Origin of the sequence: Phaeodactylibacter luteus (assembly GCF_007993045.1) — a bacterium.
Lineage (GTDB): Bacteria > Bacteroidota > Bacteroidia > Chitinophagales > Saprospiraceae > Phaeodactylibacter > Phaeodactylibacter luteus.
Map to the genome: position 1 here is coordinate 165,132 of NZ_VOOR01000001.1, position 17,980 is coordinate 183,111.

13 protein-coding genes are annotated in these 17,980 nt (G+C 54.9%); 4 read left to right on the forward strand and 9 right to left on the reverse strand.

Annotated elements, in window-relative coordinates:
• The first annotated feature begins 114 nt into the window (after positions 1-114).
• The gene (locus FRY97_RS00565; RefSeq protein ID WP_147165463.1) at positions 115-1,572 is read left to right on the forward strand and encodes a hypothetical protein; all 1,458 of its coding nucleotides are present in this window, start codon (positions 115-117) and stop codon (positions 1,570-1,572) included.
• A gap of 64 nt (positions 1,573-1,636) precedes the next feature.
• On the opposite strand, the gene FRY97_RS00570 is transcribed toward FRY97_RS00565, so the two are convergent.
• The 9 genes from FRY97_RS00570 to FRY97_RS00615 all read right to left on the reverse strand — a co-directional run bounded on the left by FRY97_RS00570 (position 1,637) and on the right by FRY97_RS00615 (position 12,796).
• A complete protein-coding gene (locus FRY97_RS00570) occupies positions 1,637-2,656 on the reverse strand; it encodes an NYN domain-containing protein (protein WP_147165464.1) in 1,020 nt (339 codons plus the stop codon).
• Between the two features lie 384 nt (positions 2,657-3,040).
• Positions 3,041-4,537 carry a S10 family peptidase gene (locus FRY97_RS00575; protein ID WP_211356776.1) on the reverse strand — a complete coding sequence of 499 codons (1,497 nt, stop codon included), beginning with the start codon at positions 4,535-4,537 and terminating at the stop codon, positions 3,041-3,043.
• 145 nt (positions 4,538-4,682) lie between these two features.
• On the reverse strand, positions 4,683-5,864 hold the full coding sequence (locus tag FRY97_RS00580) for a hypothetical protein (RefSeq protein WP_147165466.1): 1,182 nt from the start codon (positions 5,862-5,864) through the stop codon (positions 4,683-4,685).
• 172 nt (positions 5,865-6,036) lie between these two features.
• On the reverse strand, positions 6,037-6,918 hold the full coding sequence (locus tag FRY97_RS00585) for an energy transducer TonB (RefSeq protein WP_147165467.1): 882 nt from the start codon (positions 6,916-6,918) through the stop codon (positions 6,037-6,039).
• A 346-nt stretch (positions 6,919-7,264) separates the two neighbouring features.
• The gene (gene pepT, locus FRY97_RS00595; RefSeq protein ID WP_147165469.1) at positions 7,265-8,512 is read right to left on the reverse strand and encodes a peptidase T; all 1,248 of its coding nucleotides are present in this window, start codon (positions 8,510-8,512) and stop codon (positions 7,265-7,267) included.
• 392 nt (positions 8,513-8,904) lie between these two features.
• The gene (locus FRY97_RS00600) at positions 8,905-9,720 is read right to left on the reverse strand and encodes a M48 family metalloprotease (protein WP_147165470.1); all 816 of its coding nucleotides are present in this window, start codon (positions 9,718-9,720) and stop codon (positions 8,905-8,907) included.
• Between the two features lie 656 nt (positions 9,721-10,376).
• A complete protein-coding gene (locus tag FRY97_RS00605) occupies positions 10,377-11,144 on the reverse strand; it encodes a hypothetical protein (RefSeq protein ID WP_147165471.1) in 768 nt (255 codons plus the stop codon).
• Positions 11,145-11,309: 165 nt separating this feature from the next.
• On the reverse strand, positions 11,310-11,819 hold the full coding sequence (locus FRY97_RS00610; protein WP_147165472.1) for a hypothetical protein: 510 nt from the start codon (positions 11,817-11,819) through the stop codon (positions 11,310-11,312).
• 23 nt (positions 11,820-11,842) lie between these two features.
• Positions 11,843-12,796, reverse strand: coding sequence for a GNAT family N-acetyltransferase (locus FRY97_RS00615; protein WP_147165473.1), 954 nt, complete (start codon positions 12,794-12,796; stop codon positions 11,843-11,845).
• 559 nt (positions 12,797-13,355) lie between these two features.
• Between FRY97_RS00615 and FRY97_RS00620 the strand changes: the two genes are divergently transcribed.
• The 3 genes from FRY97_RS00620 (at position 13,356) to FRY97_RS00630 (ending at position 17,975) form a co-directional block, all read left to right on the forward strand.
• A complete protein-coding gene (locus tag FRY97_RS00620) occupies positions 13,356-15,242 on the forward strand; it encodes a tail fiber domain-containing protein (RefSeq protein ID WP_170254434.1) in 1,887 nt (628 codons plus the stop codon).
• 50 nt (positions 15,243-15,292) lie between these two features.
• Positions 15,293-15,982: a hypothetical protein gene (locus FRY97_RS00625; protein WP_147165475.1), complete on the forward strand. Its 690-nt coding sequence runs from the start codon at positions 15,293-15,295 to the stop codon at positions 15,980-15,982.
• 124 nt (positions 15,983-16,106) lie between these two features.
• Positions 16,107-17,975 carry an FG-GAP-like repeat-containing protein gene (locus tag FRY97_RS00630; protein WP_147165476.1) on the forward strand — a complete coding sequence of 623 codons (1,869 nt, stop codon included), beginning with the start codon at positions 16,107-16,109 and terminating at the stop codon, positions 17,973-17,975.
• The last annotated feature ends 5 nt before the right edge of the window (positions 17,976-17,980 follow it).

Below are 17,980 nucleotides of genomic sequence, written 5' to 3' on the forward strand. Positions count from 1 at the left end.
GGAGGAAAAGCAGTACACTTTTTTATATTTTTATCTAATTAAATTTGTTTAAAAATATATAAACATTTGATAAACAATATTTAAAGAGCTTATTAGCTATAAATTTTTCAGAAAATGAAGCGCATTGCAAAAAGCAAGTTGATCCGCAGCCTTTCCGCACTGCCCCCTACTGAGCTCAGCCGATTCCGGGATTTCGTCCATTCGCCCTTCTTCAACAAGCACGAGCCTACACAATACCTGGCGGATTATCTGCTCCTCCATCAGTCATCCTGGGGGGAGGTGACCAAGCAGGAGCTGTCTTCGGAGCTATTCCCCGGGGAGCCTTTCCGGGAAGCACTGGTCAACAACATCATGTCCAACCTGACACAACTGCTGCATCGGTTCCTTGCACAACTGGGGCTGGAAGATGAGGATATGGAAGAGGAGCTGGCGTTGGAAGCGGCCTTGAGCAGGGAGGTCTTCCCAATTTTCCGGGCTGGGCTGAACAAAGCCCGCAAGGGGCTGTCTCTTGCTGACCCCTTCGACCCTGCCACCCACCGGAAACGGCACCGTTTCGCCCTGCTTGAGCACAAGTTCCTATCTAGCCTGGAAAACCAGTACACTGTGCCTTCAATAACGGCATCCATTTCCGGGCTTGACGCCTGGTATACCCACCTGCGGCTCCGGTATGGCGTAGCATTGAAAAGCCTTAGGGTGGCGCACGGGGCAAAAGACACCGACGATTGGCTGCCGATATTACAACGATATGTGCAGGAGCGCTCCGAAGGGGAGTGGGGCACAGCGGTATGGCCTTTGCACCAACAGGCGCTCGAGGTGCTTTCAAATATGGAGGATGAAAGCCAATACAGAGCCCTGGCCGATCTGATCACTGAGCATGAAAGCCGCCTTCAACTGGAAGACCTGGAGCAGCTCTATAAGGTAAGGTTAGACTTTTGCATCCGGCGCGTCAACGCCCACAGCCCTTACTTCCAAGAAGAGCTCTTCCGGATATACCAGATGTTCTTGACTACGGGCACCCTCATCCAGAGGGGGCAGATGCTGCAGGTCAACTACAACAACATCACCTCGGTAGCCTGCAATGTCAGGGAGTATGAATGGGCCGCCCGCTTTGTGAAAGATTATGCAGATAAACTGCCGGCCCACGGGAGGGAGAATGCCTACCGCTACAACATGGCCAACGTTTTTTTCCACTTAAAAGACTACGATTCAGCCAGGAGCCTGCTCCTGCAGGTTGATTTCACCAACATCTATTACAAGCTCAAGACCAAGTTTTTGCAGGTGAAGATCTACTACGAGCTTGGCGAAACTCAGCTGTTGGAGTCTACGATGGACAGCCTCCGGATATTCATGCTGAGGGCACGCCGCCTGTCCTCAGACCTGCGGATCGGCGTCAAGCACTACCTGCAGTTTGGCAAACGGCTTTCAGAAGCCTCTAATATGACGGGCAGGCAACAGAAGAGCGCTGTAAGGCGGCTTCGGAAAGACCTCAATGCAGTACAAGCCCCTGTGCTCAACAAAGCGTGGATAGAGGAACAGCTAAACATTTTACTGCCGGAAGAAGCTGAAGCATAACGCCCCAACAGCGCAGGCTGCCCCGCTAGGATAGCGCAGACGGCCTGCTCTGTTGGGCAGGCCGCTATGCTTCCTCCCCTTCATCCTCTATCGGCAGGTCCTCGTCTTCCTGCAAGTACACCTCAATGGCGATATCTTGGCCGGTAGTCTCGTTCTTGCCGATACGGAACTCCACAATGTCCCCGACTAAAAGATCATTGTAATCACAGTTCTGTACTTCAGAATGGTGGAAAAACAAATTATTGGGCGGGTAGGCAATGAAACCGAAGCCTTCCTTCAGAGATAAAATCGTGCTGCTGTGGAAAGTGCCATCCTCGGACACGGTGATCTTTGGCTCTTCGTACTCCTGCTCTTCGGCCTCTTCCTCATAGCTACTGCTGCTGCTGTGGCCATTATCCCGCTTGTAGGTATCGGTTTTAGGCACAAAGAGGTTGTTCACGATAAAGGAATCCCGGGTCACGCGGTTGTCTATGATTTCGTGCATCGCCAGGGGGTAAGTCACCTCCTCGAGAAGGTCTTGCGAAGTACGTGTAGACCGGCGGTTGCCGTAGTCGTCGGTGTATTCAAAATCCCAGGACAAGACCATGACCCGGGTGCCCCGGGAGTTGACTTTACGGATGAGGGGCACGTAATCGCTATCCGAAGCGATGAGGACAAGCACGTCGAACTGTTTGTGGATGACCTGCTCAAAAGCCTCCAGTGCGAGCCAGACATCAATCCCTTTCTCCGCTTTGCGGCCATAGCCATTATTGCGAAGGGGCAGGTAGTGCGTTGTCACCCCTTCAGACATGAGGATGTCGTCAAAAACACGCTCGTAATACAGCTGTTTGCCTTTGTGGCTCACCTCAGAAGCGCTGAGGCGCCCCCGGAAGTAGTGTGCATCTACGATCTGACAGCGGTTGACGTTGGTGCCGTCGCTTTCCAGCTCTGCTACTTTATGGCGGACAAACTCGTGCAGCCCCTTGATACTGATCCGGGTCTTGCGCTCGTGTACGTAATTGTAAAAATTGCTAACGTGGTAAAAGTAATTGCCATCGTAAAACACCCCAACTTTTAGCAGCGGGGCTCCATTTGTAGTATTCATCTATTAGTCGAATGATTTTAAAAAACTTTATATTTAAATACCGTCTTGTTTGTCTTTCTGTTATGGGTTCTTATCGCTTGTTGGGCTTTGGCCTTCTTGCCGAAAACCAGCATTTTTTTAGTCAGCACAATCTAAAAACAGGATCCCGGTTTTCATTTATAAAGCGGGAAGCCTCCCCGGGACGGAGCACCAACACAAAAGTGCAGTTTTCTGGCCGGTTGCCAACGCCCCAATAAGCGCTTAGAATAAGAAAAGGCTTATGGCTTTTTCGAAAGTGTTATTGTGGGGTATAAATTTGGGCTGCAATTTTAATAAAAAATCTGTACGAAAAAGCCTGTTGTGGCATAAAGTTAGTCCTTCTTTAGCCACCTTTGCCAGCATTGTTTACTTCAGCCCTGAAGTCTCTAAGATAAATGAAGACACATCCTCGCGGAATTGTTGCATTGAGGGCTTGTGAGTGTACATCATATGGCCGGCCTCATAATATTTCATGATGATGTTGTCCCGGATATGTGCCGGCAGGCCGAGGTGGTTTATGGTGTGCTCTACGCTGTAAAAAACCGTAGCGAGGTCATAGTAGCCATTCAGGATAAGCACCTTCAAGTTAGGGTTTTTTGAAAGCGCATCGGCCATATCCGGAGCAGTGCTGATGACCGCCTGTGCGTTCCAACGGTAGTTGCCTTGGTGGCCCCAATCCCATTTGAAGCCCTCCCTGCCGTAAGCGCCCGTAGTGTAGGTAAGGGCGGGGTCTACCCCAAGGCCCTCGTACAGGTAGTGCTTGAAGGCCGTGATATAAGGTGCCGAAATGGCATCGCTCTGTGGGTCCCGGTCTGCACGCTGCCCAATACCATCCGGGCTCACCCCGGTAAACCGGGAATCTAGGCGGCCTACGGTCTGCCCCTCTCCGCGCAACAGCTCCTGGAAAAACTCCCCGGCTTCTACCCGGAAATTAGCCCTTTGCCAGAAATCGGCAGAAAGCCCGGTATAAGCCGACAGCTTTTCGCCAAGCGATTGACGCTCTGCAGCGGTCAGCCGGTCTCCTTTGAGCAAGGCAGGCGCATAGATTTCTTCTGAAAAACGCCGGGCCTCGTCCAGAAAAGCTTCGAGCGGCTGATCCTGAAAAGCGGTTTTGCCGTGGTACCAGGCCGTGGCCGCATAAGTAGGCAGAAAAACGAGATAGGACATATCGTAACCGGGCGCAAACAACAAGTGGTTCAGCTCAAATACAGCAGATACCATAATGACCCCGTTCATGGCTATGCCTTTGTCCTGCAGGTATTTCATCAGGCCAGCGTTGCGGAACGTCCCATAGCTTTCCCCCAAGAGGTATTTGGGGCTGTTCAGCCGCCCTTCCTGAATCAGGAACTGCTCAATGAACAAGCCTATACTGCGGATGTCCTGGTCTACGCCCCAAAAGTCTTTCCACTTGGCCTTTCCCACCGGCTTGCTCAGCCCCACCCCTACAGGGTCGATCATCACAAGATCTGCGATATCAAGGGTTGCATATTCATTATTGACCAGCGCATAGGGGGCAGGGCCAGTGTAGCCGGGGTCGTTCACTACCACGCGCTTAGGCCCCAAAATGCCAAGGTGCAGCCAGATAGAAGCCGACAAAGGCCCGCCATTGAAAGCGAAAACAATGGGCCGGCTGGGCGAACCGCCCTGCCGCTGATAGTATGTATAACCAAAATGGGCTATCGGCTCGTCGTTCTCGTCCCGTAGCAGGAGCGTCCCCGCTTCAGCATCTAAGCTGATGCGCTGCCCCTCTATCGTCACTTCCTGCACACTCTCGAAAACCCTTGCCGGGGGTACCACACCGGCAGTATCGCCCTTTTGGCTAAAAGCCATTGCCGAAGACAAGGCAAAAACTAAGAAAAGCATAGACTTTTGCAACATCGCTCGAAAAGATTTGCAATGGAACAACAAAGGCGCAACAGGGTTTAAGCCGTATCCTTAGATTTTGAGCTGCTGCCATCTTGCGGCTGCAGAAAGGGTGCCTATGCCGCTTAGGCGCAGCCCAAGCGGCCTACAGCAGCCCCCGGGCGTCCCTCAACCGGGCTTTCACCGCCGGCTTCAATTGTTCAGCAGCTTCCAGCAGAAGCGCTTCTCCCGGCGGGAAAGGGACTGGCCGGCCCAATGTGAGCCGGGTGGCTTTGCTAAGGGCGCGCTCATCGCCCCGGAAAGTGGCCGCCACATGCTCAAAGTGGGCTTCTGCAAACAAGGGCTGCGTAGCCAGCAGGGTGCCGCTGCGCAAGTCCCGAAACTCCAACCGGCCCGAAAGGCGGGCAGACTGTTGTTGGGTCTGCTGCAGCACCTCAGCTACAACCTCCACATATCTGGGCTGTTTGATGTCATTCCCCAAAGAATCTTTGGCCACATTGCCTCGCTCGTCCAAAACATACTCCAGCCCGTCCTGCACGGTAGCGGTTTCTTGGAAAGCCCGCTCGCGCACCAGCCCGGGAGTGACCTCCACCCGGTCAATGCGCACCACTGCCTCGTAATCGAAATCCAGCCCTTTCACCGGGGCCGTATGCCAGCTTTCCCAAAACCGGTTCATCTCTGCTACGCCAATCGCCTTGAGCTGTGCCGACAAGCGCGCAGGCAGTGCAATAGCCGGCGAAGGCTCGACCTGCATCAGCACCCGGGTGGTGCCGAGCTGCCGCGCCCGCTGCATAAGGACAGCTGCATCCCGGTATTCAGAGAAATAACTGCGGGCCGACTCTAGCCGGCCAAAGGCTTCGCGGGCAGCCTGCTTATCGCCTTGCTCCGCCCGGGACAACAGCTGCTGTGCCGATCCGTAATAATAGGCAGCAGCTTTTTCCCGGCTTTCCAGCTCCAGCTCGTCTATGCGGGCAAAACGGAAATCAGCCTGTATGCCCGATTTGGCAACCAAAGGCAGCAAGGGGGCCACTGCTTCCTGCCGTTCCCGGATGCCCCGGTAGAGCCGGTTGATCGCTGCCCAGTTTTCTGGCCGCCCCTCCAGCTTGAGGCGGCCGGCGGCAGACAGGTCGCGGCTGTTGGCCTTTGCAAAAGCTTCTTCCAAAGCCAGCACCAGCTTTTCTTTCTTGTGCTTCTGCCCAGCGAGCCGGCGCACAGTTTGGGCAATGGCATCGTCATAACGCCCCTGATCTACCAATTTGTGAGGGGCAGCGCAAGCGCCCAATAGCATTATTGCCAAAAGGGGGAAAATAAGGGATGGGTAACGCATAGCTCAAAGGTTTTGGTCAACAGCTGCGCAACAGCTGCACTTTTGCCTTCAAATTAGCGGCTTCCCGCCCTCCATACCACTAAGGCGCTGTTAATCGGTATTAGCGAAGTGTTAAAATTGGCGCCCAGGAAAATAACTCTGCCCACCGCACAGCAGCCTGTCGCCGAGCTTACTATTCTAGCCTAAATACAATCGGCAGATCGAATTGTACCCTCACCGGCCTACCGTCCTGCGTAGCAGGCACCCACTTGGGCATCTTTTGCAGCAGCCGTATGCACTCGCGCTGTATAGCAGCACACAGGCCCCTCAAAAACACCACATCGACTACATTGCCGTACTCATCGATCACAAAACGGACCAAAGCGCGCCCTTCTACATGCAGCCTCCGCGCCATATCCGGATAGCGCAGGTTCTCGTGAATGAACTCCATCAGTTTCTTGTCCGCACAGTCCTGTTTTTCCTGATCGCTGCCCTCAAGCCCTTCACAACCGGACAGCCGGGGAAGGGACGCTACCGTTTCAGCCCTTTCGTCCAGTACCACCTCTGCCAGCTCCCCCATTTCGTAGCGCTGCTCGAGGGCCAGCCGCCCTGCCGTATCAAAGGCCATGGCCCTTCCATGCAGCACCCCATCTTGGTAATGCTCTTTCCGCAAAAGCCCGCCTTGAGGGCCTGTACGGGACCACACCCCATTCTTCAGCCCGCCAGTGTACGTGCCCGACCAATCGTGCTCTACCCATTGGCCTTCTTTCTGCCCCTTGGCAAAAGTGCCCTCTACCACCAGCGCCCCGTCGTCGAACCACTCCCTGTAGATGCCATCTTTCACCTGCATCTTTTGGTTCTCAAAGGTGATGAAGTGGGTCATCTGACCCGTTTCCGGATAATATTGCTTGTAGATCGCCTTGCCAGATGGGGTGCGCTCCAAGGTGAAGTGGTAGCCCGCTTCAATCATCTTCGAGCCAGCCTCCAGCTGATCTTTGTACTTATAGTAGTAGACTTGGCTTTCCCCAGCATTGAAGAAGGAGAGCAATGTGGATAGCAAGAAGTACTTTTTCATGGCTATGGGTTTGTTGGTTCAGCAATATTGCAGCCCCCCCGCCCGGCTCAATACAAAACTTTTGCCCGTGCAGCCCCTACCGATATTGAGCTGCAGACTCCGTAAGCCCAGGTACTGCTTTTTGGGGGCTCCCCCGCCTGAGGGCGTGGGCCGCTACGCTGCGGGGCTCGCTGTCCGCTCGGCCCCTCGCCCTGCGGGCTTCGGGTCTGGCCTTGAGCCACCCCTGCGCATCGCTAGCCCGATGCCAGCGCAAAGCCTCAGCAGGCCCGGCACTCGGCATTTTGCTTTGCCGCCCGCCAGGCGCAAGGCTGTCTTTACAAAGGAAGGCACCGAGCATTGGGCCGGATCAGCTGCGCTCTTCCCAGACCCGCAGCGTTTCAATGATGGTACGGACAGCCGCTTCCATATCCTGCACAGAAGACCATTCTTCCCGCGAATGAAAAGCGTACTCCCCTGCAAAGATATTAGGGCAAGGCAGGCCCATGAAGGACAACCGGGAGCCATCCGTCCCGCCTCTGATGCTGCCGCGCTGTGGCTCCACGCCTGCACGGCGCATGCCTTCCATGGCATTGTCCACAATCTGCGGGTACTGCCCGACTACCTGCTTCATATTGCGGTACTGCTCCGTGACCTTGAAGCCTGCATGGGAATTGGGGTAGTGCTTCATCACCCCGTCGAGCACCTCTTTCAGAAAGGCTTCGTGGGCCTGCAGCTGCGCATCCTCAAAATCACGGATGATGAAGGAAATCTGCGCCTGCTCTGCCCCGCCTTGCAGGCTCACCGGATGGATAAAGCCCTCTTTACCGCTTGTAGTCTCTGGGGAGAGCCGGTCTTTGGGCAGAGCAGCCACCACATCCGCTGCAATCTTCAATGCGCTTTCGAGCTTGCCTTTGGCAAAGCCCGGGTGGATGCTCACGCCCTGAATGTCTATAGTAACGGCATCTGCTGAGAAGGTTTCGTCTTCCAAGCTGCCAAGGCGCTCACCGTCTACAGTATAGCCAAAATCTGCGCCCAGTTTTTTGATGTCCACATGATCCACCCCTCTGCCGATCTCCTCATCGGGGGTAAATAGGATACGGACTTTGCCATGCTTAATGCCAGGGTTGTTCATCAGCTGCCAAGCTGCATCCATTATGGCAGCCACCCCGGCCTTGTTGTCGGCACCGAGCAAGGTCGTGCCGCTGGCCGTCACAATATCATGGCCGATCTTGCGGGCGAGCTCCGGGTGCTGGGCAGGGTCGAGCCTCACATTGGGGTCATCGGGGAAAGTGAGCACGCTGCCGTCATAATTTTTGCGCACCAAAGGCTTCACATTCGCGCCGCTGCAGTCGGGGGCCGTATCTACGTGAGAACAAAAACAAATGACCGGCACCTCCTTATCTGTGTTGGCTGGGACAGTAGCATAAACGTAGCCATATTCGTCGAGGTGGGCATCTGCAATGCCCATGCCCTGTAATTCTTGGACCAACAGCCGGCTCAGGTCTTTTTGCTTTTCCGTAGACGGGAAGGCTTCAGCGGACGGGTCAGATTGTGTGTCGATTTGTACATAGCGCAGGAAGCGCTCTAGAACGGTATAAGAAAGGTTGAGGGCCATGCTTTTTGCTGCCAATATAGGGAATCCCATGCTTTCTAACGGAGCAAAAAGGCAAATGAGCCCAACTACAGGCACCGCCAAGAATGAGTATGGAGCAGTGTACGACTGCTCCATACCCCTGGCCTTGCCTTGTTGCACTAAGGTAGCCCAGGGCACTAGTGGTTTGTCAAGTGTTAATTTATGGGTTGAGTGGGAGCGAATTTTGAGGCTAAATCAAGGCGGATGTTCCCGCGCATAGCAGCGCTACGCAAGGGGTTATCCAACGAAGAGCAGCCTCAAAAGTCGCCGCAGGCAACCCCTAGTTTTAGCCTTGACAGACCACTAGCCCCGCAAGCCAAGAAGGCAACGCTAGCCCGAAAATTATCGGGCTGCCCTCTCCTATTGGGCAAGCCTTAAGGGAGGCTATTCTGAAAATTAGCCCACTCGGCAGCGTCCGAGTCGAAAGTCGTATCACAATTGCGGTCCTCCGCTTCCATATTGATGGCCTCCACCCGGTTGTCGGGGCTGGGGTGGGTGCTCAAGAACTCCGGCGGCGTAGCAGAGCCAGCATCGACCAGCTTCTGGAAAAAGCTGGCTGCCCCATTGGCAGCATATTCTGTCTGGCACAAATAGATGACCGAAAATTTATCCGCCTGGGACTCGTCGTCGCGGCTAAAGCGCAGGCCAAGCAAGCTGCCCAGGACGTTGGTCAGCAGGTCTTGGTCTTGCCCGAGCAATAGCCCGAGCAGAGTGGCCACCCCGTATTGCTGTGTGAGCTGCTGAGTGGAATGGCGCAGGTCGGCATGCGCCATTTCGTGCCCCATCACGCCGACAAAGTCGTCTTTCTCCTCCAGGAACTTGATCAGGCCCGTATACACAAAAATATAGCCGCCTGGCGCAGCGAAAGCATTCAAGGTCTCGGGGTCGTCAATGATGTAAACCTCCCAAGCAAACTCGTCGGCATACTCCAGCTCCCCGCTAGCTAAGATGTCATCTACAATATCCCGGATGTAAGCGTAGGCTCCAGCGTACTGCCCTTCGTTCAGGATAGGATACTCCGTAGGGTTGGCCAAGATTTCATCGCGCAGCTGCTGCCCCAGCTCCATGTCATCCTGAATGGTGAAGAGGTTGATGCCTCCACCTCGGTCGTCGTCACCTTTACAGGCATTTATTGTAAGGATGAGCGCAAGAGCAGCTACAGCTGCGGTAGTGATTTTCAAAAACTTCATGTGGATTGGAATTCGTTGTTTAAAGGTGAGTGGATTCGATTATTCCGCTTTGGCTGCCGGCCAGATTGGCAGGCGCCTGTTTAGGGACGTAAAAAGGAAGGCAGGTTACACCTTTTGTCACAAAAAAGGCAATTGCCCTGCCCTGAGCTCGCTGTTTAAGAGCGTGTTGGGATTTTGGTCTTCTAGTCGAAAACCGGAGTTTAGCCAAGCCCCGCTTTTGATGCACAAAAGCGGGAAGGGTTTTCGGGGCGAAGTATAAGCGAAAAAGTGTCCCGCTGTCTAGCGGGATAGACCGATTACTAAAGTCCCAACACGCTCTCTAAACGCTGTCTGCCCTAAGAAAAGTTTGCTGCCCCCGCTTTCTTATAAACAATGGCAGCCCATGGCACAGCGCATTCTTTGTTCTGCCAGCCCCATGGCACCGGGCGCAGCCCAGCATGCCACAGGCTTGGAGGGCCACAAGATGGCGTCGGGCTAGCGATGCGTAGGGGTGGCTCAAGGCCAGACCCGAAGCCCGCAGGGCGAGGGGCCGAGCGGACAGCGAGCCCCGCAGCGTAGCGCCCCAAGCCGTAAGGCTGGGGAGCCCCCAAAAAAGCAAGCCATGCCCATCAGGCTCACCTATGGGGAGCTGCAAATGCGGTTGGCAGCAGTGCCCCTTACTCCACCACCACGAAAGCGCCCAGCTCCCGGTCCCAACGCAAGCCTATGCTTTGCCGGGCGAGGTGTTTGTAGACTTCACAATAAGCACTGTACTCTTCTGGCGCTCCATCATTGCAGTAAACATACTGCATGCCTGTAAAAGCTTCGGCTTTGGCAGTCGTCCCTTTCCGAGGCAGGGAGACCACAACCGGGAGGGCCGCTTCAGCGATATCGGCTTCAGGCTCATAGCCAGGCTGCAGGAAATCGTAGGCGGTGAGCACAGGGAGGGAGTGTTCTGTCCAATCCAGCTGTTGCCCGTCTTCAGGGCGCAAGCAGGAGAGCTCTTGCTGCATGCCCACCCCGTCATAATATTTCTGGCTAACGGCAACCATTGGCTGGCCGGAGGCCAACCGGAACAAGGCCAGTTCAACCTCTATTGTCCCGCCGCCGGTCCCGTCGTCCACCAATTGTAAATAGCCATTGGCAGCATCCACCAGTACAGGCAAAGTATCCCCCAGTTCGCTCACGGTGTACCATTCCTTGCCAGCCTGCTGAAGGGCATAGCGGGGAGCGTAGGGCTCCGTCAGGGCCCGGTAATAATCGGCGATAGTTTTGCGGGGAGCTGTTGGGGCATTCCCGCCCGCTGCTGGCCCGGCCGCAAGGGTATCAGATGCGGGAAGCTCAACTTCAGCGGCTTCAGCAGTTTGGCTGCCGCGCTCCGGCCCGGGCGCATTGCAAGCACTCAAACCAGCCCATACGAGGGCAAGCAAGAACAGTCTTTTCATTTCATCTTGGATTTTCAGGGTGGCGGGCCACCGTCCTACAAAGCGGCTGCCCTGTTACAACCTCAATAGGTTGAACGTGAAAATCGTGACAGGGATGCATTTTTTGCCCAAAAACTAGCTTTTCCGTTTATGGCGCGGCTGCGGACAGCAGGCCTTTGCGCTGGCTTACTCCGATTGGGAGGCTTCCCAGCCTTGGTTGAGCATGATCTGATAGGCCAGGGACTGCGCGTTGGCCTGCCGGCATCCGGCTATGACCAAGGTGGCTTCCTGGAAAGCAGCGATAAGCGTAGGGGGCACTGTCTGATTGTCGGTTTCGAACCAGGCCATGCTGCCTTTGCTCCCGGGCATACTGCTGAAAGGGTGGCCTGCGTACCGCTCCTGCCAATCTGTTGCCACCTCCTCTGCCGTGCGGGCAGGCAAGAGGAAGAGGTGCAGCGTGCCCAGCTCCGTGCGGGCCGGCATAACAAAGCGGCATGCCGACTGTTCGCCCACGCCCGCTTTGACCGGCACAGCGTTGCGCACCGGTTCTTGCACAATATTCTTGATTTCATCAATACTGATCAGGCTGCAGGCGTCAGGCAGTTCGGCGGCACCTTGGGGCGCCCCACAAGCGGCAAGGCTGAAAGCGGTCACTAAAGCGAAGAAAAAGCCCAGGGGGCGGTCAATAGCTCTCATTGGCATCACATTAAACAAAGTGCTCAAATTAAATATTGCAGTAAGGGGGTCGCACGGGGCAGACGAGCCCGGTATACTTCAAAGTAGGGCACCTGCCGGGCTCTGAAGCCATTGAGCAGGGGCGCGACATTGGGCATGGTGCTGCCGCAAAAATTGAAGGTGTGGCTGTAGGGCGCGCTTTCGCGGAAAGCCTGCCACATCAGCCAGGGGAAAGCCCCCGAAGCTCTTGAGCCCGGGCCGTTGCCCGCTGAAATGGCGTAGGAAATGCCTTGGGTATGCAAGATATACACCCCGCTGTGCAAGGTACCGTCCTTGTGGCGGGCCAGCAACAGCTGCCCCGTGCCGTGATCAGCCACTGCCCCGGCCATACGGCTCAACACTTCTGTGGTGACCGGGGCTTGCAGCCCTTGCCGGTCGAAGGTATAAGCAATCAGCCCCGCAAGGGCGCTGACCGAGGCAGGCCGCTCGAGCACCAACTGCTTATCGCCCTGTTTGATTGCTGATTTCACTGAGCGGTTGAGCTGCCGGTAGCGCCCGGCCTCGTCCGAAAGCCCTTCCACCAGGAAGTGGTACCTCAGCTGTGCCTGATAGCCTTCCCAGCTCAGCGGCATCCAATTCCAGGTAGCGGGGCTCAGTTTTTGGATCTGAGCGGCATGAGGGGGCAAGCCTTTTGCCAACCCAGGCATAGCCTGCCGGTCGAAGGTGAACTGATGGGCCGGCGGCATATCCTCATAGCCCGGGCTCCGCCAGATGCCCATGTAAGGGGTCAGTGGTGCTGTCAACAGCAGGTTCAGCCCCCATTTGCTTTTCTTACAGTATGGCCAGGCAGCAAAAGCGTCCTCTTTATGGTTGGAAGAGACCACTGCGCCCCAGCCCCCAACGCCGCAGACCGCATCGAGCCACCACGGCTGATTGAAGGCCGGGACGTTAGCCGCTGCACAAAATGCTTCGTAAGCCATTGGGGCACCCTCTTTCATAGCGGCAAATATAACCGGAAGGCACAAGAATTCCGAAGGGCAGCCTTGCTGCCGCGCCCCTACCTCCTACTTTTTTTTCAGCTGAGGTGGAATGTTGCCAAGTTGTAAGTTTATTTCTACATTTGAGGTAGAGTTTTCGTTAGACTTGATGCACCAATTCGGTTTAACAGGCAAAATGCGCAAATTTTTCAACTACCCGCCGTTTTTTGGAAGCTTAGCCTGTAGCTAAATGACTGAAAAAAACATGGCTTGGGCAAATAAGCGCCATTTCCACCCTGCAACGCCCCATTACGCATCAAGCCTGATTATCCTAGCTTTCCCAAGCAAATTCAGCACACAATAAGATTCCTACAGCCCGGCTATACGCCTCCAAGCTAGTATATCCGGCACTTTACCGCGCCCTTGCAATACTTACCTCTTTCTTAAATCCTGGCTGCAGAACGCAGGATAATAGGGAGTGTGTCCAGTATTGGGGGCAAATTTGGTGATCCAAGCCACTCTGTATTGGGCAGAGGGCACATTATTGATATTCAAAATGAACCTGGTAAATCATAAACTCATGAAGCAATTTCAACCCGCTCGTTTTCTTGTGGTGCTGTGCAGCCTGGCTGCGATGAGCACCGGCGCTTTGGCCCAGCAGGCTGCAGCTACCGCTAAAATTGAGGCAGAGAAAGCAACTGTCAGTGGTTACAGCACAGTACCAGATGCCTACCTTATCGAAGTAGCTGGACAAGACGGCATGTACTGGCGCTATGAAACCGAGGGCACCCAAGCCATTGAGGTCTCCAACCGGAAAGCAGACGGCTCCTTGCTGCAGGATGGGCTTTACACGGTACAGGTTACGCCAATCATAAAACTGGCCGAGGCGCAACGGGCAGCATTGGCCCGCCTCCGTACAGAAGCGGATGCCGACAACAAAATCGCCGAGTTCAGGGAAGCGAACGGCCTGCCTTCAGAAGTGTCGAGCCTGTCTATGTACCTCAGGGTGCAGGAAGGCGCGTTTGTGCTGCCAGAAGAAGAAGTAGAAGCTGAGCGATGGGCCAGCGTCCCAGAGAAATCCAGTGCTTGGCATCAAGATTACCCCAGCTTGTACGCTGCGATCCGTAAAGTCAGTGCCCAAAAGGGGCCCCGAGCAGTGATGGCCAGCTACAATGACCTTCCCCTAGACAACAGCCCATTGTCTGAAGATGCGCAGGTGTTCGTCACTGACCTCATTGTTCAGGGTAGTGCCTGTGTAGGGGTTGACTGCAATAGCAATGAAAATTTTGGGTTCACCACCTTCCGCCTAAAAGAGAACAACCTTCGGATCACCTTTACGGATACCAGCAATTCTGGGAGCTTCCCTTCCAACGACTGGCAGCTGACCGCCAACGACTCTTCCAATGGCGGGCAGAACTACTTCGGCATTGAGGATGTAACTGGGGGCAACACCCCTTTCCGGGTAGTAGCGGGGGCTGGCAACAACGCACTCTACATTGATGCTCAGGGAGATGTAGGGCTGAACACTTCTACCCCTGTATTGGAGCTCCACATCGCTGATGGCGATAGCCCGGGCCTCAGGTTAGAACAGACCGGGCAAAGCGGTTGGACCCCACAGACTTGGGATGTAGCCGGCAATGAAGCCAACTTCTTTGTACGGGATGTGACCAACAGCTCCAAGATCCCCTTCAAGATCAAGCCGAATGCGCCCACCAATGCGCTATTCGTGAATACAAATGGGAATATCGGGCTGGGCACCGGGAGCCCTACACACAAAGCGCAAATCGAATCGGGCAACCTCTACGTCAAGAGCGGGTCCATTGGCGTTAACACCGAGCCTACTGTTGCCCTTGATGTCATCGGGAATTCTAAACTGCAAGGCCCAACTTTTGTCTCCAACTCCTTTACACAGACTGGAAACGTAACTTCTGGTTTCTACACTCAGTTTTTCCAGCCCGTTATGGTCATTGACGGCGCCAATCAGCGCGTGGGCATCGGGACCGGCAACCCGCTGCATCAGTTGCAGCTCAGCGAAGACGATGCGGTCAAGCCAAATGGTGGCGATTGGATGGGCGCCTCTGACCGCCGGCTAAAGAAAGACATCAAGCCCTTTACCGACGGGCTGGAGCAGGTGCTGCAAATCCGGCCAGTACGCTACCATTACAACGGTACACTAGGCTTGCCCACTGAGCCTGAGTTCATTGGCGTAATCGCACAAGACATGAAGGAGGTTGCCCCTTACACCGTCAAACCCCTCCACCCCAATGGGCAAGACGACTACCTGGCTTACGACGGGACCGCCGTCTCGTACCTGTTGGTCAATGCCGTACAGGAGCAGCAGCAGATTATTGAAGCACAGGCTGCCCGGATTCAGGAGCTGGAAGCCAGGGCTGATGAAATCGACGAGCTGAAGGCGCAGCTGGAAGCCCTGGCCCGCCTGGTACAACAGCAAGCCGACAAGAAGTAACCCGCTAACCGCGATATACCCTTTAATATTCTACAAAAAGCAGAAACCTCATGAAGAAGATCAATACAGCCGGGTTGCTCGCAGCGGGCCTTTTCCTCGCTGCAACCCTCAACGCCCAATCGACTGATGAAAATGGCCGGGCCAACGGCGCACAACCGGCCCCTGCCCCTGAGCAGATCATCCCGCTATCGGCCGCACAGCCTACCGCCCCTCAAGGCTTTAGCCATGATTTTGACATCCCGCGCATGATCAATAAGCCTCAGTCAGATACCTACTACCCAGATGACATTGAAATGATGCGGGACGAAATACAGGCGACTTCACATCCGGCAGAGATAGCCGCTATGTTGCGGCAACTGAACAGCCGCGTAGAAGAGATGGAAGGTGAGCTGGACAACCTGCGCCGCGAAAACCGCCTGCTCCGGCAGGGGCTAGACCGCTGCTGCAGCGCCGCCGATCAGGGCTTATCCTCCTCTGATGCCTATCTGGTACAAAACGCGCCCAACCCTTTCCGGGAAGCGACTACCATCCAATACTTCGTGCCCCGGGGGCTGGGCAAAGCCCAACTGGAAGTACGGGACATCAAGGGGGATGTCATACAAACCCAGGATATCGAGCAGGGTGGCCGGGGCGAAATAGAACTGACCGCCCGGAACTGGCCCGCAGCGGGCACTTTTGTCTACAGCCTGCTGATAGACGGCAAAGCGGTGGACAGCAAAATCCTGATAAAGGTACAATAACACAAAAACGGCAGGGCGCTTTGAGCGCCCTCGCCCCTTTTGCTTTGCCCTGCTTGCCGACACCTGCCTGCCGTTTGGGCAGCAAACAGGTATAAATGGCACAAACTCAGGAAAAGATGACCCTATGACTTCCCGTTTGCCCCTCTTGATCACCTACTGTTTTTTGCTCTGCTGCTTTTCCAGCGCTGCTCAGCCTTTTGTTGAAGCTGGCTTTGAAGCTGGCATTCAGCACAGCATGAACGCGCGCGGGCTGATGGGGGGCGGGGCCGCATTTTTCGACTTCGATAATGACGGGTGGGAAGACCTCTACCTGACAAGCGGGCTGGGCCGGGATGTGCTCTACCGGAATAATGGCGATGGCACTTTCCTTCCTGCCCCAAATTCCAACGGGCTTCAGCCCACTCAGCTGTTCAATACTACTGCCGTCAATACCGCTGACTTGGACAACGATGGCGACCGCGACATACTGGTCTGTACTTGGGAGGAAATGTCCGGGGGCAGCTTGGACAACGGGCGCAACCTGCTTTTCAGGAACAACGGAGACGGTACTTTTACCGAAATAGGGCTGGAAGCCGGCTTGACAGCTGAGGTGTTTTCTATCGGGGCCAGTTTTATCGACTATGACCTAGACGGGCAGCTGGACATCTACATTTACAATCACGTATCCGAAACCGCTTTTCTTTACGGAGATGATGGGGGCATTATTGGCTTTGACCATACTTGCTACCCCAACCTTCTGTACCGGAACAACGGCGGCTTGACCTTTACGGAGGTAGGAGCTGCTCTTGGGGCAGCTGATAATGGCTGTGCACTGGCCGGCATTGCTTCGGACTATGACCGGGACGGAGATGCAGACCTGCACCTCGCCAATGATTTTGGCCCGTTTATTGTGCCCAATGTACTGCTGGAGAATCAGTACCCTATTCCGAGTTTCAACGACGTTTCTGAAGTCACTGGAGCGGGGATACCTATGTACGGCATGGGCATCGCGCAAGGCGATATCGATCACGACGGGGACTTGGATTACTACATCACCAACCTGGGCCGCAATGTGCTGCTGCAAAACAACAGCGGCACCTTTTCTGATATTACAACAGAGGCGGATGTAGAAAACGCCATGGCCAATGATTCGGAGCTTTCTACTGGCTGGGGGACTGCCTTTTTTGACATTGACAACGACACATGGCAAGACCTCTTCGTGGCCAACGGCCGGATCCCCTCCTTGCCCAGTCTTCCTACCGCTATATCAGACCCTGACAAACTTTATCTGAATGATGGGGATGGCACCTTCACAGATATTACCTCTGCAAACGGCATGGAAGACCCCTACTACGGCCGGGGCATGGCTTGGTCTGATTACGACCGGGACGGCGATCTCGACTTTGTAGTTGTGAACCTCAGCAGCACCGGCGGTTTTACCCGCCTTTACAGGAATGAGCAGGAAAACGGCAATTATTGGGTGCAGTTCCAGCTACAGGGCACAGCAAGCAACCGAGATGCTTTCGGGGCTTTTGCGACCCTGTACACCCCATCCGGTGAACAGGTTTTTGAGATTAGCGGCGGAGGGGAAAGCTTTTGCTCGCAGCACAGTAGCCTGGTACACTTTGGGCTAGGCAGCAGCCCGGATATTGATTCCTTGAAAGTAGACTGGCCCGGAAGCCCTACTGAGACCTACCATGGGTTTGAAGCGGGCCAGCGGTACACGATTGCCCAATTTATACCGAACCGTACCACAGCAATGCCCGCAGGCGCAGGCATTCATGTCTACCCCAATCCTTTCAGGGAGCAGCTACACATAAGCGGGCTGAAGCAGGGCCTCGGCCCGGCACGAGCTGTGCTGCGCAGCACAGCAGGGCAGCTCGTTTGGGAAACCCAGTTAGCCACTGATGATTGGATCGACATTAAGGCAGCGCTGCCCAAAGGGGCTTACCTCCTTGAAATATACCAAGATGGCCCAATACGCCCTTACAGCAAATTGGTCTTCAAGCATTGAACCTA